Annotated in this window: 16 protein-coding genes and 1 tRNA gene; 8 read left to right on the top strand and 9 right to left on the bottom strand. The window is 42.0% G+C overall.

Annotation, left to right across the window (positions count from 1 at the left end; translation table 11 throughout):
* Positions 1–17 precede the first annotated feature (17 nt).
* Positions 18–88, top strand: a tRNA-Gly gene (locus tag QXI54_00460).
* A 232-nt stretch (positions 89–320) separates the two neighbouring features.
* Here the strand turns inward: QXI54_00460 and QXI54_00455 are convergent.
* Positions 321–1973: a DUF262 domain-containing protein gene (locus tag QXI54_00455; protein ID MEM0301625.1), complete on the bottom strand. Its 1653-nt coding sequence runs from the start codon at positions 1971–1973 to the stop codon at positions 321–323.
* Between the two features lie 177 nt (positions 1974–2150).
* Between QXI54_00455 and QXI54_00450 the strand changes: the two genes are divergently transcribed.
* From QXI54_00450 to QXI54_00425, 6 genes are all read left to right on the top strand, one after another.
* Positions 2151–3182, top strand: a complete 1032-nt coding sequence (locus QXI54_00450) for a (Fe-S)-binding protein (GenBank protein MEM0301624.1) — start codon at positions 2151–2153, stop codon at positions 3180–3182.
* A gap of 4 nt (positions 3183–3186) precedes the next feature.
* Positions 3187–4569, top strand: coding sequence for an FAD-binding oxidoreductase (locus QXI54_00445; protein ID MEM0301623.1), 1383 nt, complete (start codon positions 3187–3189; stop codon positions 4567–4569).
* Positions 4566–5693, top strand: a complete 1128-nt coding sequence (locus tag QXI54_00440; protein MEM0301622.1) for a (Fe-S)-binding protein — start codon at positions 4566–4568, stop codon at positions 5691–5693. Before QXI54_00445 ends, QXI54_00440 begins: the two co-directional genes overlap by 4 nt.
* An 85-nt stretch (positions 5694–5778) precedes the next feature.
* Positions 5779–8619, top strand: a complete 2841-nt coding sequence (locus QXI54_00435) for a CARDB domain-containing protein (protein ID MEM0301621.1) — start codon at positions 5779–5781, stop codon at positions 8617–8619.
* The gene (locus QXI54_00430; protein MEM0301620.1) at positions 8616–9389 is read left to right on the top strand and encodes a PGF-CTERM sorting domain-containing protein; all 774 of its coding nucleotides are present in this window, start codon (positions 8616–8618) and stop codon (positions 9387–9389) included. The genes QXI54_00435 and QXI54_00430 overlap by 4 nt, the downstream gene beginning before the upstream one ends.
* A gap of 120 nt (positions 9390–9509) precedes the next feature.
* The gene (locus QXI54_00425; GenBank protein MEM0301619.1) at positions 9510–10943 is read left to right on the top strand and encodes a hypothetical protein; all 1434 of its coding nucleotides are present in this window, start codon (positions 9510–9512) and stop codon (positions 10941–10943) included.
* A gap of 32 nt (positions 10944–10975) precedes the next feature.
* Here the strand turns inward: QXI54_00425 and aroA are convergent, their stop codons facing one another.
* From aroA to QXI54_00385, 8 genes are all read right to left on the bottom strand, one after another.
* The gene (gene aroA / locus QXI54_00420) at positions 10976–12223 is read right to left on the bottom strand and encodes a 3-phosphoshikimate 1-carboxyvinyltransferase (GenBank protein MEM0301618.1); all 1248 of its coding nucleotides are present in this window, start codon (positions 12221–12223) and stop codon (positions 10976–10978) included.
* 169 nt (positions 12224–12392) lie between these two features.
* Complete coding sequence (locus tag QXI54_00415; protein ID MEM0301617.1) at positions 12393–12962, bottom strand: hypothetical protein; 570 nt, start codon at positions 12960–12962, stop codon at positions 12393–12395.
* An 89-nt stretch (positions 12963–13051) separates the two neighbouring features.
* Entirely contained in the window at positions 13052–13573 is a 522-nt protein-coding gene (gene cdhB / locus QXI54_00410) for a CO dehydrogenase/acetyl-CoA synthase complex subunit epsilon (protein ID MEM0301616.1), read from the bottom strand.
* A 10-nt stretch (positions 13574–13583) separates the two neighbouring features.
* The gene (gene cdhA / locus QXI54_00405) at positions 13584–15986 is read right to left on the bottom strand and encodes a CO dehydrogenase/acetyl-CoA synthase complex subunit alpha (protein MEM0301615.1); all 2403 of its coding nucleotides are present in this window, start codon (positions 15984–15986) and stop codon (positions 13584–13586) included.
* 132 nt (positions 15987–16118) lie between these two features.
* Positions 16119–17120 (bottom strand): ATP-binding protein, encoded by a 1002-nt coding sequence (locus QXI54_00400; protein MEM0301614.1) that lies wholly within the window; start codon positions 17118–17120, stop codon positions 16119–16121.
* Positions 17121–17231: 111 nt separating this feature from the next.
* Entirely contained in the window at positions 17232–19478 is a 2247-nt protein-coding gene (locus QXI54_00395) for a vitamin B12-dependent ribonucleotide reductase (GenBank protein ID MEM0301613.1), read from the bottom strand.
* 146 nt (positions 19479–19624) lie between these two features.
* Positions 19625–20239 (bottom strand): ribonuclease HII, encoded by a 615-nt coding sequence (rnhB, locus tag QXI54_00390; protein MEM0301612.1) that lies wholly within the window; start codon positions 20237–20239, stop codon positions 19625–19627.
* Positions 20236–21525 (bottom strand): signal recognition particle protein Srp54, encoded by a 1290-nt coding sequence (locus tag QXI54_00385; GenBank protein MEM0301611.1) that lies wholly within the window; start codon positions 21523–21525, stop codon positions 20236–20238. Before QXI54_00385 ends, rnhB begins: the two co-directional genes overlap by 4 nt.
* A 115-nt stretch (positions 21526–21640) precedes the next feature.
* Between QXI54_00385 and QXI54_00380 the strand changes: the two genes are divergently transcribed.
* The gene (locus QXI54_00380) at positions 21641–21865 is read left to right on the top strand and encodes a hypothetical protein (GenBank protein ID MEM0301610.1); all 225 of its coding nucleotides are present in this window, start codon (positions 21641–21643) and stop codon (positions 21863–21865) included.
* Positions 21866–22175: the final 310 nt, after the last annotated feature.

The raw sequence follows: 22175 nt of genomic DNA, 5'->3' as shown, positions 1-22175 counted from the left end.
GACTTATAGTTTCCCAAGCGCGGATAGTCTAGTGGTAGGACAACGGCTTTCCGAGCCGTTAGCCCGGGTTCAAATCCCGGTCCGCGCATCTCTTCTTTTGGATCATTTCTTGAAACTAATGCATATACGGGATGTATATGAGATTTAGAGCTTATTACTTGGCTGTAGATTTCCTTATCAGGGGGTTATGTGTAATCTTGGCTTTAAGCGGTTCGTTCTGGGTTCTGAGCCCTATAAGGGTTTTAACTGTATCCAGACAAAGAATTTTTGCTCTCATTTTTTGTTGTTTTTGATTTAAAAAAGATAGAAATTATTTTAGGCTAACCAAAACCGAATTTCGTTAAATCAATACCTCCTTTTGCATTTTTAGCCACATAAGTTATCTCGAAATTCTCTTTGTATGCCTTCCAAATAAGATCCATTCTGGTTTCAATGAATTCCTCGTATTTCTCTAATTTCCATATTTCTTTGTCAGTGGGAATGAAATGCGCTTTTAAAACCCCAAGATAATCATTAAGGTATTCTTCAGGTTTTTTGTTTTGAATTTCAGTATTCAAGCCGCTGTTCATAAAAGTAAGATTACCTAAGTGATTTATCAAGACAGGATCGTCGTATCCCTTCTCGATCAGCAAATCTTTCGGGAATATGTGGTGTTTTGCGAGATTGTGATAGTTTTCGTAAATTGGTTTTCCTGCCCAATCGGTAGCTTTGTTTATGTGAAGGAGGATGTAGAGAATAAAAAGATACCTTTTTCCAGCAGATCCACGTAAAATGTTTATTTCGATGTTTTTGAAATCTTTTTCGCTGATTTCTTTTGTTCTGATCTTATCCTTCATTGATTCAAGAAGTTTAAAAATCGGAAACTCTTTTTTGGCTTCTCTTATTTTCTTGAGATCGTCTTCTAACCTTTTATCTGTATGAGAAGAATACAACCCATTAAAGGACGCGACTGTGAACCAATAGAGTAAACTTCTTTTTTCGCTTTCCTCTGGAATTTTGTCGTAGAAATGCTGGAAAATCGGGACAAGAACGGTTTCAGAAGGTAAAATATCAACAGAAACTATTCCTAGCTCTTCTTTAAGGAAATTCATTGCTCTTTCAATCGCTACTTTGCATTTATTTATAATTTTTTCCGCTTGCGTCTTGTCATATTTTTTGCTTAAATCGTTAATGGCTTTTTTGAACGAGTCTATTTTTGAGATCTGGCTCTGGCTTAATCCAAAATTTGAAAAAATGAACCTTATAATTGGTTCCAAATCCATGCCATATTTTTTGTTCATTTCTCTATATAGCATAGTTACATTTTGCTTTCCGAGACCAGTCGAAGCAAAGAAAGACAGAAACATCTCCAAATTTCCCAATCTGACTCCTGCTCTATTTATTCTGGTGAATATCTCTGCCATGTCTCTATACATCTCTTCCTCGGGTTTCGAACCTTTAATCTCAATTATGTAGAACGGAATCGTTCGAATAAGGAAATTTCTATCTATTTCCTGTAGAGTTTTTAAACTATGCTCATCTGGTTTTTCAAATCCTAATTTCTGTCTAACGATTGAAGAGAAGTCAATACCCACGGGAATTTTGCCTTTTATTCTGAGTTCTTTCTTGTCTGGATTGTAGTAGATTGGTTTTAACTCTAAGATTTCCCCATCTCTTTTGATTTTCCATTGGTTTCTTACCATTAGAAGTGATGTTAATCGCTGTTGTCCGTCTAAAACGTAGTATTTTGTTCCAGAAGAATTATCAATACCAAACCCATCTGGATCTAAAAAAGGTATCGAGGGTAATTCGAGTTCTGTTTTGACAACTGTTATAATCCCTACTGGATATCCTTTAATAAGAGACTCTATGAACTCTTTCACGTCCTCTTCGTCCCAGACAAATCCACGTTGTATAAGGGGTAACCGAAATTCTGAGAAATCTTTTAGTAAAATCTGGTGTACAGTAAAAGTTTCGGTTCGAGCTTCATACATACTATTTTTCTTAAAATACCCTATTTAAGTTTTTCTGCATTTTTTACTTGGTAATTTTGAGCGTCTAAATGATTATTCGAGTATTAGAAGCACGATAAGGTTCCGCCAATCATTCTCTATAAAACCTTACAATACGACCAAAGATAAATTTTAATATTTTTAAATGCTACAATTCCTATGCAGAGCCAAAATTTTGTTTTGAAATTCCAAAAAGAGCTTTGCGAAACTTGTCCAACATACGACTGCCTTACAAGATGCCAATATCTGAACATTGACACAAAGACTGCAGAAAGAGAAATTAGAAAATTGCTCAACGGTGAAGATTCATTCGTTCTGCACGAATGCGTAACCTGCTACGCTTGTGAGGAATACTGCAAGCGTGGAAATCATCCATTTTACCTGATCACCGATCTACAGGAAAAGAAAGGAATTCTCCCCGCACCAAAGCCAATTGTTAAGCAATGGGTCAATCTTGGAATTCCTGATAAGAAGGACATTCCGCATTTTTATGGTGCTGAAGAACCAGTAATTTCTTTATGCCTCTTTCCAGATTTTGTTAACTCAATCCGTGGAAAGCTTTTCCAAGGCGTTTCTATTGTGCTTGGGAGGCACTTTTTCTGCAACCTTGTCTATTTGCACTTTGGAAAACCCTCGCTGATCAGGGAAAGACTGCCAAAGATCATAGAAAACATTGCAAGCCACGGCTTCAAGGAAGTTGTATTTTTCCACGACGAATGCTACTCAACTTTCACTTCTTATGCGGATGCTTATGAAATTAAGGTTCCATTCCGTCCAGTCCATTTATTCGAGTATCTATACAACAGACTTAAGGAGCTAAAAGACGAAATAAAGCCTTTGAACGTTAGAATTGCATATCAGAGGAACTGCTCTACAAGATTAACGCCACAAAAGGAGCATTACTTGGACAAGATCTTTGAGCTTTTGGGAGTTGAGAGGGTTGAGAGAAAATACGACAGAGAAAATGCACTTTGCTGTGGTGGGATAATAAGGGGTTTGCAGAAACTCGATCTCTTCGTTGAGGTGCAAAAAAAGAATGTTGAAGACATGAAGAACGCCAAGGCAGAGTATTGTGTCTTTAATTGCCCCGCATGTTACTCTTCTTTAGCAGAGAGGGTGAGAAAAGAGGGAATAAAGCCAATCATGCTTCACCAGCTTTGTAAATTAGCTCTCCGCGAAGAACCGAGGTGAGGGTATGGATAAGATCTATAAAGCTCTGGCTGAGATCGTTGGTGAGGAATTCGTTTCAAACCGAAAGGAAGAACTTTATATCTATTCTCGAGACTCTGGACTTTCGGAGCCACGTTTTCCAGATTACGTCGTAATGCCGAGGACTGTTGAGGAGGTTCAGAAGATCATACAGCTTGCAAACAAGGAGAAAATCCATGTTGTTCCAGCGGGAGCCTCGCTAAGCCTTTCAGGGCTCACGATTCCGCAAAAGGGTGGCATTGTGATCGACATGAGGAGAATGGACAGAATTTTGGAGCTAAACCGAAAAGGCAGGTATGTTGTGCTCGAAGCAGGAGTCACGCAAGGGAAGCTTCAGGCTTTTCTTGAAGAAAATGCACCAGATCTCTGTCATTCTCTCCCAGAAGCACCTCCTTCAGCGACAGTAGTTGGAAATCTTGTAATTCATGGGCAGGGGAATTTAACGCAAGCTTACGGCTTCAACTCTTCAATGATCTCAGGACTTGAAGTTGTTCTACCAAATGGTGAGATCTGCAGAATTGGCTCATGCTCTCTGAGCCCTTACTGGTTCTCTATTGAGCCTTTGCCTTATTTGGCGGGGCTCTTCCTTGGCTGGTTTGGAACAACAGGTGTTATAACGAAGGTCGGTTTGAGACTATACCCAAAAAAGAAGCTAAGAGATGTTGAGCTATTCGTATTGGAGGATCCAAAGCTTGTCTCTGAGGTAATTTACCGCGTTACCCATACGGAGATGGCTGAAGACATCACAACTGTAGCCCAGCCCTATCCGCTCATGTTTCAGGGAACGATCATGATCGGCATTTATCTGACTGGCGACACCGAAGAGGAGCTTGAATTCAAGCGGAGGCTAATTTGGAGCAGTTTGAGTGATCTCATAAAGGCAAAAGAGGGTGGATTTATGGCATTAACCCCAGATATGAAAGTCGGACTCCTTGAAAAGCCAATGTCGAGCTTAACGAGGAGTGCGGACATACTAAAGGGTGGTGGATTCGTTTACTGTGGGGCAATAATACCCATAGAAAAATTTCCTGAAGCTTTAAAGAAACTTTTTGAGATCGCTGAGAGAAATGGGGTAACATTTGCTCACACGGGGAGAGTGATCGGTAGGGGGCACTGCATGATGTTTGCATTTGCCTATCCATTCAACAGAGCGGATTTGGAGAGTATGGAGAAAGCTAAGAGAGCTCTTTTCGACTCATACGTTGCAACGCTTGAAATTGGAGGTGTTCCATGGAAGCCCGGAGCGGAAGAGCAGAAGTTGATCCTCGAGAGAATGGACAAAAATTCAGTTGAGCTTATAAAAAGGATCAGAGAACTTCTTGATCCAAACAAGATCATGAATCCCGGCAACTGGGAGGTGGAATTATGAGCATGGAATTGCACAGATGCTTCAGATGTGGCTGGTGCAAGCTACCGAGCGACTTTGTCGACTACAACTGTCCTTCGTATGCTAAATTCAGGTTCGAGAGTTTCTCTCCGGGAGGTAGATTGTGGCTGATAAGGGCTTGGTTGAACGGTGAATTGACATGGTCAGAGAATTTTGCAAAGATCCTTTTCTCATGCGTTGCATGCAAAAATTGTGCTGAACAGTGCAAAATGAGGTTTAAGGACGAGATCGTTGACTGGATCACTTCTGCAAAGAGCTCGGCAATCGAGAAGGGCTTAGCACCGCCTAAGGTTAGAGATTTTCTTGAGAATATAGCCAAGCATGGAAATCCATGGGGTTTGCCAAGAGCTCAAAGAGCGTCATGGTTGGATCTGAATAAATTCGAGGGCGAGGGGGATCTTCTCTACATTGGTTGCGAATGTGCTTATGAGGAGAGGGGGCAAAAGATGGCTAAAAACGTTATAGAGCTTTTTAAGGTCGCTGGACTCTCATTTGGCACTCTCGGCAACGAAGAGGAGTGTGATGGAAACGAAGCGTATATGCTCGGCGAATTGGGGTTGTTTCAGGAATTGGCTTCCAAGAACACACAGAAATTCAAGGAGCTCGGAGTTAAGAAAGTCATAACGATCTCACCGCATGCGTTCAATGCAATGAAGAAATACCCAGACAGAGATTTCGAGGTGCTCCATTTCACACAGCTTTTGCTCGAGCTAATTCAAAAAGGAAAGCTAAAACTTTCAGAGCTTGATCTCACGGTTACTTACCATGATCCCTGCTTCCTTGGTAGACACAATGGGATCTACTCAGAGCCAAGGAAAATTCTGAAAAGCATTCCGGGGTTAAAGCTTGTGGAGATGAAAAGAAACAAAGAGAATTCCTTCTGTTGCGGCGGTGGAAGCGGGAACTTCGTTTTCGATCTGCTTAGTGGCTCTGAAAGTCCCGCAAGGCTCAGGGTTAGAGAAGCTCTGAATACTGGGGCGGAAATTCTTGCGGTTGCTTGTCCAATCTGCAAAGCAATGTTTGAGGATGCTGTGAAAGACGAGGGTTCAGATCTTGAGGTTAAGGACATTGCTGAGATTTTGCTGAGTTCGACAAAGATGTTGTGAGAGTGTTGTTAAAATTTAAGTTTATTATTTTTACCATAAAAGTAGACAGAGGAAAAAATATATACTAAAAGAGCGAAAATCAATCATGAAAAAAAATTTTGGTATTGGTGTATTGGTTGGAATGATTCTACTGATTCTCACGATTCCGAGTGCTTTATCAGCAGTCTGTCCAGAGGGATGCACCTGTTTAACTGAAGAAAATGCCAAAAAGCTTGGATACGCTTATTGTCAGAAAGAGAAAATCCTCTGCGGATACGACCAGTTCAAGAATCCGATGTATTGTTATCAGCTCCCAGTAACCACTACTCCTTCTTGTCCCGTGAACTGCAGTTGCCTAACCCAGGATGAAGCCAAAAAGCTTGGCTACGTTTACTGCAGAAATGAGCAGATTGTATGCGGTTATGACAGCTACCAGAATCCGAAGTATTGCTTTGAAAAGCCCTCCATTACTCCAACACCTACCACTCCAACTCCAACCACCCCTACAACCCCATCTGGAAAACCCGATCTCGTTATTTTAGACGTCTGGGGCTATGGAGATGTTGAAGGAGTTTACACAGAGATTAGATACACGATCCAGAATATTGGCAACGCTACCGCAGGAGCGAGCACGACAGAGATTTACATAGATAGCATAAAGGTCGCTGAGCACAGCATCGCCCCTCTGAATGCCAGCGAAGTAAGAGTTGAAAGAGTTGCTTACAATGGAACCTGCTCAGGAAGCTCAGACGAGTTCGTTGCAAAAGCAGATGCTCAAAACGTTGTGGATGAGCTCAATGAGGCAAATAACAAGTATCTGCGCATCTATAGCTGTCCCACAACCATAGTAAAGCCAGATTTTGTAGTTGTCGATTTCTGGCAGGAAAATGAGAGCATTTATTATTGCAAGAACAGAGATTACGAGAACAACATAAAGTTTAGAGTTACGAATAAGGGTAACGCGAGTGCTAGCGCTGAAGCAGGCCTTTACATCGACGGCACATTGGTTGCAACACGAAGTCTTCCAATACTTGCTCCCGGGGAAAGTTATGAGGGGGCGTTTACTTATTTCGGCACTTGTTCTGGAGCAAGCGATGTTATTGAAGTTTATGTTGACTATCAAAGGCTGGTGAGCGAGTGGAACGAAGATAACAACGCTTTGCTCAAGTCTTTCAACTGCTTCGTCTCACCAAGCACTGGAACACCAGATCTTGTTATCGATTACACAAGATGGACTATGCTTAGGCAATGGGTTTACAAGCTCGAATACAGAATTACGAACCGTGGCAGTGGATATGCATGCAACTTTACTGTTGGAGTTTTTAATGAGACCTGGCATCTCATAGCCACAGATTCCGTCGAAAGATTGGCTCCAATGGAATCCAAGCTTGAAGAGTTCACTACATGGAGATATGATCGATCTCGCTGTGAAGACTCGCAAGACATAATTAGACTGGTTGCAGATTACGCCAATGAAATAGCAGAGATAAACGAAACTAATAATATCCACACAGACGTTTGGGATTGCTTGCCACCAACTCCAGTTATAAAGCCAGATCTTGTAATAACAGAAGTGCATTACTCTCCGCCAAGCTCAACGAGGGATCTTTCTATAAGCTATACAATAACAAATCAGGGTAACGTAGCCTGTGGGGCTTCACAGACAAAAATCTGGATTAATGGACAGTTAATCTCAAGCGACAACGTTCCGGGATTGAACAACGGGGAATCTTTAACAAGGACTTTTGCAGTCAGGTGGACTCCAACTTTCAAGGAAAATCGAGTTCAAATTTGTGCTGATGCGAACAATCAGGTGGACGAAATTACTCCACCGCCTTCAGGAGAGCTGAACAACTGCTTAACCGTAACCTGGAACTTCGTATTCAGCTGTCGCAATGGAGTAAGGGATGGAGATGAAACTGGCGTAGATTGCGGTGGAAGCCTTTGCCCGCCATGTGGTAACTGCAGAACAGGAGCCAAGTGGGCGCCAAACGATTCGCCTTGCACAACGCACTGGCCAACAGATGAAGGACCAACTATAGGTATGAACACTGAAGACGATTCGTGTGCAATCGTTGAAGTCTGCCACCCAGGCTTGGACTACATTGTTGACGATGCAATAGCCTGTTGCGAGAACTCGAATTTTGCAACGATCTTTGCTGGAACTAACAGAGAAAGCGGAAAGATAAGCGCTTGCCAGTACGCGAGAGACAAGTCTGGAATAAATGTCGCCACAACCGCGATTTCTTTCAAGAAATGTCTTGGATTTTATGCAATTCAGAGCCTTGGTTATGGAGCGGTTTACATGCAGGGGTATTTTGATGGCGAATTCTCGTGCTATGGAGATCCAACTGCTGAAAATTGTCCAAAGTGGAAAGTTAAGCCTACCGCATGGGAAATGGGAACCTCTGCAAGCTGTGCGGGTCCCTATGGAGCACGACCAGACTTTATGATGGGTGGGCATAGGTGCGAATACTATGATGCATGGATCTTTGGCAAGTATGGAAAACATGGTTACTGGAAATCTGACACGGACTTCAGAAAGAACAGCGACAGCGCTGCAGACGTTCCAGCACATGCAAGCATAAATTTGCTCTCGACTGGCACTTGCGTCGATTATTCATTTGCTCTAACAACACTCTTGCGAAGGCTCGGCTACAGCAAAGACGAAGTATTCTCGGTGAACGGTGATGGTCATGGCTACAATCTCGTAAAGTTCCCGGGAGAGACGAAGTGGCATTACGTTGATACAGTCGGAAACAATGGCGGTGGGGTTTACGGCGGCACCGGCTTTCCAGCAATTTACAACTCAACGGGGCATTTGGTGGCGTGGTATGATTACTGCAAGAATATGGACGAAGGTTGCTCCAACGACTATTATTCCGAGAGTGTGAGCAATTGTCCGCCAAACAGTCAGATCTACAGCTGTGAGGGGGTGAGCAGATGAAAATATTGGCTATAATTTTAATTGCTTTGCTCAGCATGGCAACAGCTTTAGCCATTAAACCGCTCGAAGATCAGTTGCCTCCGAATGTTCCGAAGGAGAACGTTACAATTCGAGAAGAAATCGAAGAGGGCACGATTGTGGTAAAGCAGACGAACATGTCAATTGCAAGAATACACGAGCCAGAAGCCAAAGCTAATGAATTGGTCGAGATTAAACTGCGGATCACCAATGGCGAAAATTCAGAGATGAAGGTTTTTGTCACCGAATTCCATGTTGCGGGACTGGAATACCCAGATCCGATTGAAGTGAAATTTGTTAAATACCAGGCGTTTAAACTGCCCTACTATGGCTGGTCTTTGAGCGTTCCAGCGAAGAGTAGCAAAGAGATCGTTTATCATATAAAAGCTTCAATTCCCGGGGCTATAAGCTTCTCTCCAGCAACGATTGCTGACGAGTTTGGCAACGTCTTTGAAAGCGCTCCTACAACGATTAAAATTTTGTGCAACGCAAATGGAGTTTGCGAGAAAGGCGAAAGTTATGCAAATTGCCCTGAGGACTGCGAAACTGGGATTGCTGACGACAACTGCGATGGTGTGAAAGATGACAAGGTTGATCCCGACTGTGCTCCAGGATTTGATCCTGATTCCACAATGGTGACACCAACAGTAACCCCAACAGCGACTCCAAAGGCTTTCATTCCTGGATTTGAGTCGATCTTTGCAATCGCTGCACTGATAGCAGTTTTTTACCTGCTTAGAAGAAGGGATTAACCTTTTTTATCTATTTTTTCAATTGGGCTAAACAAAACTGGATAAGCCGAACATTATAATTATAATTGTTATACATGTTGTCTCAGTAAAACTTATATATTGAATTATGATGATTCCAATATGAAACGGGTGCTGTTGGTAATCGCGTGTGTGTTTTTGTTAGTTCAGACTGCAACTGCAGAAGACTTCAGACCCTTGATCTTTGTGCACGGTCTTGCTGGTTCTGGAGCGCAGTTTGAAAGCCAAGCGTTGCGATTTACCTCGAATGGATATCCAGAAAGCTACATTAAAGTATTCGAGTATGACACCATAATCTGGGCACTTGTAGTGGAAACAGACTTGTTGATGAGCGGTTTAGGTGGAGAACTCGGCATTAATCTTACCGAAATTATTGACCCAGAAACTCTAAATGAGATCCTCAAGAAGCCAAGAGATAAAGTTATCGGGGAAGTCTTTGGCAGATTAGACGAGCTGATAAATAAAACGCTGGCTGAAAGTGGAAAAGATAAGGTTGACCTCGTTGGACATTCAATGGGAACCTCATTGCTGATGCGATATGTCAACTCATCTCCAGAGAGAGCTTCGAAAGTTGCACACCTAATCCTACTTGATGGTATTTTCGGGGTTAATGCACCTCAAGGCATTCCGACGCTTGCAATCTTCGGAAATCCAAAGAGCCTTTCATTTGGAATTTCACCAGATCAAAAGGAGATTTATGGAGCAGAGAACGTTTACTTTAACAACATGACTCATGTGCAGGTATGCACAGCCCCACAGACTTTTGTTGAGATGTTTAAATTCATAAACGGCTACGAACCAGCAACAGCGGAGATTTTGCCTCAGAATGGAGACTACGTAAAGGTGCAAGGAAAGTTCTTAGCCTTTGCGACAAATGGAAAAGTTTCTGGCTGGCTTGCGATCTATCCTATTGATAGCAACGGAAAAAGGCTAACAGCTTATCCAATCAAATCTGTTAGGCTAAATGACGGAGCATTTGGACCTTTTAATCTGAAGAAGGGACAGAAATACGAGTTTGTTCTATACAAAGACCTGAGTCCAATTACCTACCATTATTACAGAGCAGAATTCCTTAGAAACGACAGTTGGGTGAGGTTCTTAGCTTCTGTGTTCCCATTGGACATAGAGCTACTGATTCTGCCAGAAAGACTTTCTTCGAAGGCAAAAGAAACTTCTGGACTGCTTTTAGTCAGATATAAGGAGATGATAGGCGAGTTTGACGAAGAAATTGGTGGAGTCGATGAAGTCTACGTAAACAATGTGAATGTCTGCACAGAAAAGATATGTCCGATTTCTAAAGCGGTGAATGGTCTGTGGGTCTTTGATAGGGGAGCGGATGGAAAAAGCGAGCTTGATAAAGAAGTGGTTAGATTTTCAATACTCCCATTCATGTCCGCAGCTGATCTTGTTGTGCCAGCAAAGGGAACAATTAGCTTAATGGTGAAATCTCGAACTGGTGGAGAAGAAACCTTTGTGGTGCCAGCTTGGTCTGCTGACAAGCATTCGATAATCGTGCAGTTCTCGGATTATAGATAAAAAATACCTGATTTTATTTTTTCAAATAGCGGTCAATAGACATCTAATTCAGCCCCTATTTTTTTAAGGTCATCAAAAAATCCCGGATACGAAACCGAGACCACTTCAGCATTTCTGCACCTTACTTCTCCAAGCAATCCAAGTAGCGAGAACGCCAGAGCCATTCTGTGATCTCCAAATGAATCCACTGTGCCGAAGAATTCTCTTTTTCCACCCTTAATTTTTAAACCGTCTCTCTTCTCCTCTACGTCAACTCCTAAAGCTTTTAGATTTTTGCAAATTCCTGAAATTCGGTCAATCTCCTTAATCCTAAGATGCTCCGCATTGTAGATCTCGCTTACCCCGTTTGCAACCGCACAGAGCACAGCAACTGTTGGAACAAGATCTGGCGTGTCTCCAGCGTTGAAGCTAATTGCAGAAAGCTCAGATCTCTTTGCAACGATTAAGCCTTTTTCTTTGTCCCAGCGAACATCCGCACCCATCTCTTTGCAGATCTCGACGATCTTCTTGTCCCCTTGCATAGAATCGAATGCGTTTACAATTTTAACTTCTCCTGCAAGAATTCCTGCTGCAATGAGATAGCTTGCAGAAGAAAAGTCTGCGGGAACTTCAAAATTCCTAAGGTGGAACTCCTGTTCTCCGGGAATGAAATACCCCTCAGCTGTTCTCTCGATCTTCACGCCAGCTTTTTCGAGAACGTCTGTTGTGAGATCTATATAAGGTCGAGATTTTGTTGCCAAGATCTTCAAAAAGCTGTCCCCTTTAGCCAAGCTTAGGGCAAAGAGGAGAGAAGAAATAAACTGAGAGCTTTCCGCCTTTATTTCGATTTCTCCACCCTTAATTATTCCCTTTATTTTGAATGGGGCTCTAAAAAGCTCATCTCCCTTTGCAAAAGCACCAAGTTTTTTCAAAGCAAGAACAAGGTCTCGATTTGGTCTTGTTCTAAGCGAAGAATCCCCGTCGAGTGTGCTAAAATCTGGGCAGAGAGAGAGCAAACCCGTAAAGATCCTAAGAGTGGTGCCTGAGTTTTCAAAGTTGAAATAACCACCGTGGATTTCATCAGTTCCAGAAAATTCAAAAACTTCCGCTTTTCTGCTGAATGAAGCTCCGATCTGCTTGCAAGCTCTCAGCGTTGCCAGAGTGTCACCTGATAGCAAAGGATTAACAATAACGCTCTTTTTTGAAATAGAGGCTGAAATAAAAGCTCTATGAGTGTAGCTCTTCGAAGGAGGAGCTTTTAAATCTCCTGAAACATAGCTTTTACGCACAACGACTTCCATGATCAGCAGAAGCTTTGAGATTAAAAATCTTTATGGGTAAAAGATAGTCTCTCTTTATATTTCTATTTTAAAAAATCCCATTCCAAAGCTCGCTTTAGCTCCAGCACCGATCAGCTCGCCAATTGTGAGTAATTTCATCGCATTATCGTTTGCCTCATAAACTCTGTATTTAGCAAACCCCGTAACAGCTTTGAAAAACTCTCTTCCCTTTTCTTCTTGAATGGTGCTTAAGATCGTGTTCTTTCCATTCATTTTCAAGAACATCAGCCTTGCAATTGAAATCTGGAACTTCTCCAGCGCCATATTCGTTCATGTAAAGAATAAGCCTTCTTCTTATCATCGTCAGTAGTTCTTCGAGCTTTATCGGTCTTGAGGCTTCTATAGGGGTGTGGTATCTTACAACGAATTCTTCGAGCTTTTTTGGATTCAATTCGCCGAGATCTACGGTTTTAAGTCCCTCAACGCTCACTTTTTCGCCGTCATAAATTTCCTTTCCGCTCAAAACATCTCTTATGCTCACAACTTCGTATTTGCTGTTCGAATTCAAGCCAAGTTTGCCGAGAAAACGCAGTCCATAGATCACGTGGGGTAAAAAGCGATAGAAATCGCCAAAGAGCGCTATCTCGACGTCTATTTCTCCCCTGCCCTCAACATGCTCAGCAAAGAATGGCGGAATAAAAACGATCGGTCTCGGAGGCTGACTTCTTCCCCTTTTTTGCTTCTCTTTCTCGTAGATCACGTAGTAAAGGCAATCTTCGCTTGATCTGCAAATGCTACAGCGGGGCTTTATGTAGGCAAACTGTAAAAATTTAAAGAATTAATAAAAATTTATAGATCTGCTACAATTTCATCGAGTAGGGCCAAGTATTCCTCCTCCTTCCTCCAGAGGTTTCCAAAGCTCATCGCCGCGTTTGGATGATAATAGCGGTCTATGGCAATCGCCCTTATGTGCGGAGCGAAGTTCTTGATCGCCGCAAGCATTTGCGAGCCATGATAGTAGATTGTGCCCATCATGAGCACAACGTCGTAGTTTCCTTTGCCATCGAAGCCTTTCCAGTTCGGATCAAGCAAAAATTGCGTAAGCTCATGCAAAACAGCGTATTTCGCATTGATTCCTGCTTGAGTAAGCTTCGTTATTGCATTGCCAGTTGCAACAATCGTCACACCTTTCTCAGCGAATTTCTTCACTCTTTCGATCATCGCAGGAGTTATGTCGGGGCCAACGATCAGCAGTGGATGCTTTGCCTTCTTTACCGCCATCGCTACCGGCCTTCCCTTCTCAAGTAGCATTGCCATCTTTGGTCCAGGGATGTTTGCCGCATCAAATGGCTGTTCATATGTTTTGGGCATTTTCACCACCTCACTTCTTTGCAAGGCTTGAGAAGCCTTCCTTGAACAATCTTTCAACGCAAGTTGGGTTGAATCCCGCATGGTATGGTCTTATTGGCCCTTCGACAATCTTCTTTCTGCTCCAGTCGATCTTCCAGCCATGCTTCTCCTCAAGCTCCTTCAGAAGTTCTTCTCTCTTCGCCAACGGCAGATCGCTTTCAGTCCTTACGTATAGATGCCAGTCGTCTGGCATTCTGCCCAAATACTTAAGGCTCAGATCGATGTAGTGCGTGAGCTTCATTGATCTTCCTCTGTCCGTGTCGTTGGGGCGGAAGCATAGCTTTGCAATGAGTGGAATTGCCTCTTCAACCGTCTCTGCTGCAACAAGCAGATCTTGTGGAGCGGGCTCAACGCGGACTTTTTGACCACTCCTAACATCGTAGACCATCCAGTCCTCGTCGTTATACGGGCGACCAAGGAATGCTCTGCGGTATTTGCTTCCATGAGGCCCAACGACTACCGGCACTCCAAGGCGATTAACGCCAGTAGCAATGCTTGCAGCCTTTTGCGAGTAAGCGCCCCAAGCAACTCCGCAAGCACCTACGCGGTTGAGGATGTAGTCCGCAATCTCTTCAAAATTCGCTCTTATGTTTCTCATTGCGAAGATTCTTGCAACCTTTATTGCAGCCCCATGAATATGAGCGTTGCTCACACAACTGCCAAGGTTCGCAACGCAACCGCCATTGAAATCGTCGGGATACTTCTCGTAAATTGTTTTTCCTTCCTCATCCTTGTAAAGTCCAGCGTCCATTGCCATGCATCCAGTAGTTACGACAATGTAATTGCGTGAGGCAAATTCGTTCATTATCGTGTAGGCATCCCTTGTTCCATTTGGATAATTGCTGCAGCCAACAATTGCGATGACTCCAGGGATAGTTCCGAGAACAATTGGAGCTCCAACGTTGCGAATCTCTGAATCCCTGACTGGACCTCTGCCCCTTCTAACCTTGCCCTTCTCGTTCAATATTCTGTTCCAAGCTGCGTAGTTATACATGTCTATGATCGGGATCTTCTTTGGGCAAACCTGTTCACATCTTCCACAGGCAATGCAGACATCCCACTTCTCTTCAAGCTCCTTTCTGTTGCCCTTCTCTGCAGCTTCCATCGCTTCGCCGATGCGAATCTTCTCTGGGCATGCAATCGTGCAAGTTCCACACTGCGTGCAGGATTTTGCATAGTTCATGAACTGCTCTTCGGTAAGCACCGGCTTTATTTCTCCACGTTTTTTCCTTCTTGCCCTTGCAACCTCAACCGCAATCTCGCCAACTTTAAGCGGATCAAGCACAACAACGCCGGGGTTTCCTTCGAGAAGGTATTTGATCACTTCCTTTGGATCCTTCTTCGTCATGTTCGGCAAACCATGCATCGCCTTTGCGTTTGTGCATATTACTGGAATTCCAAGCTTTCCAGCGTGGTATAGAATGTCTGCCCTGATGCACTGCTCATCTATAACGATAACGTCCGCAATTCCTGCTCTAACGACTTTCAGCTGTCTCCCTAACGAGCCTGCGATCTTAGCCTTTGGCCAGTATCTGCTCGTGTCATGGGCAGTGCAGCAGATTCCAGCGAGCTCAACCTCGTCGCCAAGCTTGTTGTTCTCTATGTAGTCTGCGATGTTGAACGCCGGAGGAGCGTGGTGTCCAATAACGAGCACAATTGCTTTGTTTCTGTCCAAAGTTCCCATTCCAACGTCGATCAGAGGCTGGTTGCTTTCTCCCTTTGGCAAATTAAATGCGCAGATTTGTGCAATGTCTGCGATTTCTTTGCCGAGAGCATCCATCATCCCGAGATGGAAGGCTTTTGACTCAAAGTCGAGATAACTACCTTCCTGTCCCGTGTGAATCGAATCCATGACCTGAGTGATTTGTTCCTCAACGTATCTCAAAGCTCTTTCTAAATCTGCGAGGGTTTTTGGCTTTATTCCCGTGATCAATTGCGTTAATGGGGCAACCTCGCTTATCTCTGGACCAAGATCAACTGGAATCTCCTCGAGCTTCTTTCCAGTTATATGCTCAATGTCGTGAAGCATGTGTCTCGCATGTCCAGTATGGCATGCTGTGCCTATTGCGACAGCAGCAGCCACAATTCTGCCAGTTTGAGCTTCAAGGTTTATTCCACAGGCACCGTGTTTGTTCTCCGTCAGATCGCATTTGCCCATCGTGCAAAGGCAACACATGTCGCAATAAGGAGCGTAGAAAGGTTTGTAGCGTTTTAGTAATGTAAAATCCCAGTCTCGAAGCGTATCGATCTGCGGAAACGGCGTTGGACCCATTGGCGCCCATTCCTCCTCTTCTTCGGTGATTTCCCCTATTTTGATACTGACATTCTTTAACTCATCTACAAATATTGCTCCCTTTCTAAATTCAAGAACCATCTTACCACCACTCTTCCCTGAATCAGATCACATATAAGCTTTTTTAAAGTTAATATCAGAATTTTTTATAACAAAAGGTAATATGAAATTTGCCCAATAATTTAACAAATAGTATTATCTATAAGTTGAATTTTAAAACCAAACACACGGAATCCGAATTTCAAATACCGTGCCTTGGGGCTTATTGTCATAAACCCTTATCGAACCCCTAAATGTTTCAACAATCTTTTTTACTATTAGAAGTCCCAACCCTCCTCCTTTTCTCGTCGATATTCTCTCAGAAAACAGTTTTTTCTTAATCTCACAATCTATGCCTACTCCGTTATCCGAAACTCTCACAACGCAATCTTTACCGTCTCTAAAAACATCAATTTCTATTTTAACCCCTTCGGGATTGTGAACAATCGCATTATTAACTATGTTCTCAATTGCTGATTTTAAAGACTCATTTGCCATCACGAACACATTTTCATACCTAAAAACTATATTAGCCTCTCTGCTATATTTTTCAACAGCATAGCGAGCCATTTCTACTGCGTTAACTATCTTTAATTCTCCCATTTCTTCCTCAAGTTTTTTGATGTCTTCAATTTTCTCCCTTATCTTTTTTATCCTCTCAAAAGCTGTCTGAAGCATATTTTCATCTCTCAATTCTATCGCAGCACTGATTATAGCTACATCACCAAGAATATCGTGCCTCAAAATACTCGAGAGATGAGATAGCAACTCGTTCTTTTTTCTTAACTCTTCAGTAAGTTCAATTAAATGTGTTGTGTCCATCGCATTTACTGCAACACCTGGTTTGCCCTTATAATTAATCCCCAATGCCCTTGCGGTAATCCATCGAACTGCTCCATCTTTGGTGATTATTCTGAAGCTATATGTTTCATCTTCTTTGATTCGGTTTATCCTCGAAACATACTTCTGATAAACTACGCTTCTATCTTCTAGGTGAACAATTTCAAAGGGATTTAAATTTTTCAGCTCCTCAAAAGTGTAGCCAGTCACCTTTTCAACTGCCTCGTTGAAATAGACGAGCCTTTCATCTTGAATTATAAAATTTCCTACTAAAGATTTTTGCAAGAGAATTTCAAACAGTTCTTCACGATTTTGATTCAGATTATAGACATTCATAACATCTATAATCGATTAAGACGTATATAAAGATACCGAATTTTTCTAAAGATAACGAATTACTTTAAGTTTAGCACTTTTTCATACAAAAATTTGTATTAATGATAAAATCTATCCGCACTTGGTAAAGCCACAAAATCTACATGTCGCACAACCTTCTCCATATTCGAGCACATTGCCACATTCTGGACAAACACCACCGATCATCTTTGTCTTTCCCTCTTCTTCCGCTATCTCCCCAGCAAATTCTGTTAACGGCTTTATACCTTCAACACCAAACTTTATCTTCTTATATTCGCCCTTTAACCATTTTTCAAGGACTTTTGCTACTCCGTCTGCACAGCTCGTTATTATTTCACCGTTGTCAAAGCCTATAGAGGGGCATCGAATCCCTTTTAACTGCTTGATCAGCACTTCCGGATTTATCCAGCTTCGTAATGCAACGCTTAAAAGTCTTCCAATAGCTTCGGTTTGCGAAGCGGAGCATCCTCCACTTTTTCCAAGCTGAACAAATACCTCGGCAATTCCTTCGCTGTCCTCATTGATCGTAACATAAAGCGAACCACAGCCCGTCTTGGTTTCAATCGTTCTTCCCTCAGTGACTCTCGGTCTTGGGCGTGGTTCTATGAATTTTGATGGTCTTCTAACTTTCTCCTTCTCTTTTTCAGCTTTTTTAAGCATTAAGACCTGTTCCTCCCTGCTTCCATCTCTGTAAACTGTTATACCCTTGCATTTCAGCTCATAAGCGAGCAAAAATGCTCTTTCGACGTCAGAACGAGTTGCAGAGTTTGGAAGATTAATAGTCTTACTGACCGCATTGTCCGTATACTTCTGAAAAGCTGCCTGCATTCTAACATGCCATTCCGGAGCTATTTCTAGCGCACATTTGAATACTCTCTTCATATCATCGGGAAGGTTAAGCTTCTGAATGCTGCCCGTTTCAGCTACTTTTTCAATTAACTCTGAACTGTATAATCCTCTTTTTCTCAATACCGCTTCAAATACAGGATTCGTCTCGAAGAATTCCTCTCCATCGAGTATATTCGCTCTCCTGTAAGCTAAAGCAAATACTGGCTCAATTCCACTACTACAGTTAGCTATTATGCTTATTGTCCCTGTAGGAGCAATTGTAGTGGTGGTTGCATTCCTTATCTTTATCCCCTTCTTTTCCCATGTGCTTCCCTTCCAGTTCGGAAATACCCCACGTTCCTCTGCCAAGGCCTGTGAAGCTTTATGAGACTCGCTTTGAATGAAACTCATAACTTTTTCTGCTAGATTTATTGCCTTTTCGCTGTCATAAGGAATTCCAAGCATAAAAAGTGCGTCTGCCCAGCCCATGACCCCAAGCCCGATTTTTCTATTTGCTTTAGTCATTTCCTCTATTTCTGGAATTGGATAACAGTTCACATCAATCACATTGTCAAGAAATCTCGTTGCAGTCCAAACTACTTCTTTAAGCCTGTCCCAGTCAAAATCCTCTCCTTTAACGAACTTTGCAAGATTTATACTTCCGAGATTGCACGACTCATAGGGTAGCAAAGGCTGTTCTCCACAAGGATTCGTGGCTTCAATCATTCCAACATGCGGAGTTGGATTGTGACGGTTTATTTCGTCAATAAACACGATACCGGGTTCTCCATTTCTCCAGGCTCCTTCTACAATCATGTTGAATATCTTTCTTGCAGAAACTTTTTTCACAACTTCTCCGGTTCTTGGGTTTACAAGCTCATAGTCCTCGTCTTTCTTCAATGCAGACATGAATTTATCTGTAATGGCCACACTTATGTTGAAATTTCGGAGCACCCCTTCTTCCCATTTTGCTTTTATAAACTCCTCAATGTCGGGATGATCGCAACGCAAAATACCCATGTTGGCTCCTCTTCTCCTCCCTCCCTGCTTTATTTGTTCAGTAGCTGCATCGAATATTTTCATAAAACTCACCGGCCCACTCGCAACACCCATGGTGCTCTTGACGAGATCTCCTTTAGGTCTAAGTCTTGAAAAACTAAATCCTGTGCCTCCTCCACTTTTTTGAACTCTTGCCATGTCCCATAATGCCTTAAAAATTCCATCTATACTGTCTTCAACTGGTAAGACGAAACATGCGGACAGTTGCCCTAAAGGAGTCCCGGCATTCATCAAAGTTGGAGAATTAGGCATAAATTCTTGATTCCACATCATCTCGAAAAACTTTTTAGCCCAATACCTCGAATCGCTACCGTAATTTTCTTCTGCACATGCGATGGCATTCGCAACTCTCCAACACATTTGCTCTGGAGTTTCAACTATCTCTCCATTCTCATTTTTCAATAAGTATCTCTTTCTGAGCACAGTCTCAGCTGTTTTTCCGAGAATCATTAAACCACCAGAATTAACTCCTCTTCTTTTACAAAAAGATTACGCCAACGTTGCATTTGAAGCAATTGAAAAGCCGAATTTGCATATAAAATTTTCTTTACTTTAGATCAAAGAAATTTACATTAGATTTTTACCCCTCCAATTCACTAATCATTAAAATCCTCTAACGATCGTTGATATAGTCTCTCTATGGTTTTCCATTTTTTTCTGACAAACGAAGGCATTTCATTTAACTGCTTTAAATAGGCTATCGTCTTTGGATCACTTGCATATCCGCTTCCAAAGTCTCCAAAAGTCTTTTTTAGTCTTTCTATCTCTTTTTCTCTTTCAACTTTTGCTATAATCGATGCAGAAGAGACAAGAACGTATTTTTCGTCCGCTTTATGCTCCGCAATTACATCTATGCTCGTCATTTCCTTTAACTGATTTGCAAGTCTTTCGGGTTTAACATCTGGACTGTCAACAAGAGCAATTTGAGGATTTAGCTTTTTAATTATTTCAGCATAGCAATCCTTAAGGATTTCGTTTATCGTTTTCGTTTCCATCATCTTGTCAAGCTTTTCAGCAGGTATTTTGACAACTTCAACCCTCGCAACTTTTCGAATTTTTTCTGCCAGCTCTTCTCGTCTTTTCTGGCTCAACTTTTTTGAATCTTTAACTCCTATGCTTTTCAGATATTCTTCGTTATCACATGCTACACCTGCAACCACCAATGGTCCAATAACACAACCCTTTCCCGCCTCGTCGATGCCGGCTTTCATATTCCAAACTTTAATCCCTTCATTGGTAGTTTTTTCTTCTTCATCTTCTTCATTACACTTTTTACTGTTTCATAATACTTTAACAGTTCCTTAACTTCCTGTTGTGAGGTTCCACTACCAATTGCGATCCTCCTGATCCTAGAACTGTCTATGATCTTTGGATTCAAAAGTTCCTCTTCTGTCATTGAATCCATAATTACCTTGAATCTCTTCATCTTTTCCTGTGTCATCTCCGCAGTCTGATCATCAACTCCTAATCCAAAAACAGGAATCATTTCCAACACTTTTCTGAGTGGTCCAAGTTTGTTCATCGCCTCAATTTGTTTGTAAATGTCCTTTAAAGTGAAGTTGCCCTTTAGAAACGCCTCTGCATCGATTTCCTCCTCTTGTGCTATTCTCTCAACTTTTTCCATCAGAGTTTTTAAGTCTCCCATTCCAAGAAGCCTTGATAGAAAACTCGCCGGATCGAACTTTTCAAAATCCTCCACCTTTTCCCCCGTTCCTATGAATGCTATGGGTATTCCTATCTCTCTCGCAGCGCTTAAGGCTCCACCACCTTTTGCAGTCCCATCGAATTTTGTGATAATTATTCCGTCTATTCCAATCGCATCGTGAAAAGCCTTTGCCTGTTTGCTTGCGAGCTGTCCAATTGCAGCATCGAGCACAAGAAACTTGTAATCCGGATTTGCAACTTTTGAAATTGCAATCATCTCATCGATGAGTTCCTTTTCAAGTGCATGCCTACCAGCAGTGTCGATAATTATAACTTCTTCTTTTGCGTTCTCCAAAGCTTTTTTAACTACTTCAACAGCATTTCTGCCCTTTTCACCATAAAAGGCTATGGAATTTGCATCCGCAAGCTGTTTTAACTGCTCATAAGCAGCAGGTCTCCATGTATCTCCTGCTACCACGGCGGTTTTCATTCCTCTATCTCTAAAGAATTTGGCAAGCTTTACTGCTGTTGTGGTCTTACCACTTCCCTGAAGTCCAACAAGCATAATTCTTGCTTTTTTAAGCGGAATTTCAAGACCCTCACCAACTCCTTTGAGCAGTTCTTCATAAACAATCCTGAGGACATGTTCTCTTGCATCAAAGAATTCAGGAACTTCTTCACTCAGAGCTCTTTTCTTTATCGCTTCGCTTATCTCTTTCACCTGCTTAACGTTAACATCTGCCTTTATCAGAGCTCTCTGGATATCCCTTACCATTTCCTCGACGAATTTCTTGTCTATGGAAGTGGAACCCATGATTTTCCTTGCTATGTCCTTCAAAGCATCAAGTGCCATCGAAAAACACTATACGGATGGTATAAAAATCCTTTTAGATTAGAAGAGATAATCTGAAAGCAAGAGAGATAAAGTGTAAATTATGCCCGCATAAGAAAGCATAAATAAGAGACTCATGGAGTCGATAATTCCCACGTATGCCAGAGATATCGATTTTACTGCGGGCATAAGAACCGGGAAAATTATCGGAAAAATCATTGCAAGAAGAAGCATTTCCCTACTCTTTGAATTTGTAGATAAAGGTGCAAGAATAGTTATTACGCCAGAAATTGGCATAATCGCAATTAATATGACACCCAAGGTTAAAAGGAACTCACCCTCGAGATTGAAAAGACCATAGCAAACAGGATAAATTACTGAAGAAAGAATTAAAACAAGGATAAAGTTCGAAGTCATTTTTGCTGTCATTATCTGAGAACTCGTTAACGGTGAAGCCTTTAGACCCTCAATCGTCTCAAGATCAAATTCCCTGAGAACAGAGACAGATATTCCTGCAATTGAGGTAAAGATAATTAAAAGAAGAATTACCTGTGAAAAAAAACTTTTTGTGTCCAGAGAATGGCTAAAAAGAAACGCTACTGTTAGAGCAAAGATTAACATTTGGTTTAGACTCGATTTGCTCCTTAACTCGATCTTCAGATCTTTTTTTA

It is taken from the genome of Archaeoglobaceae archaeon (assembly GCA_038734275.1).
GTDB lineage: Archaea > Halobacteriota > Archaeoglobi > Archaeoglobales > Archaeoglobaceae > WYZ-LMO2.
This window is presented reverse-complemented; position numbering and strand designations above follow the sequence as displayed.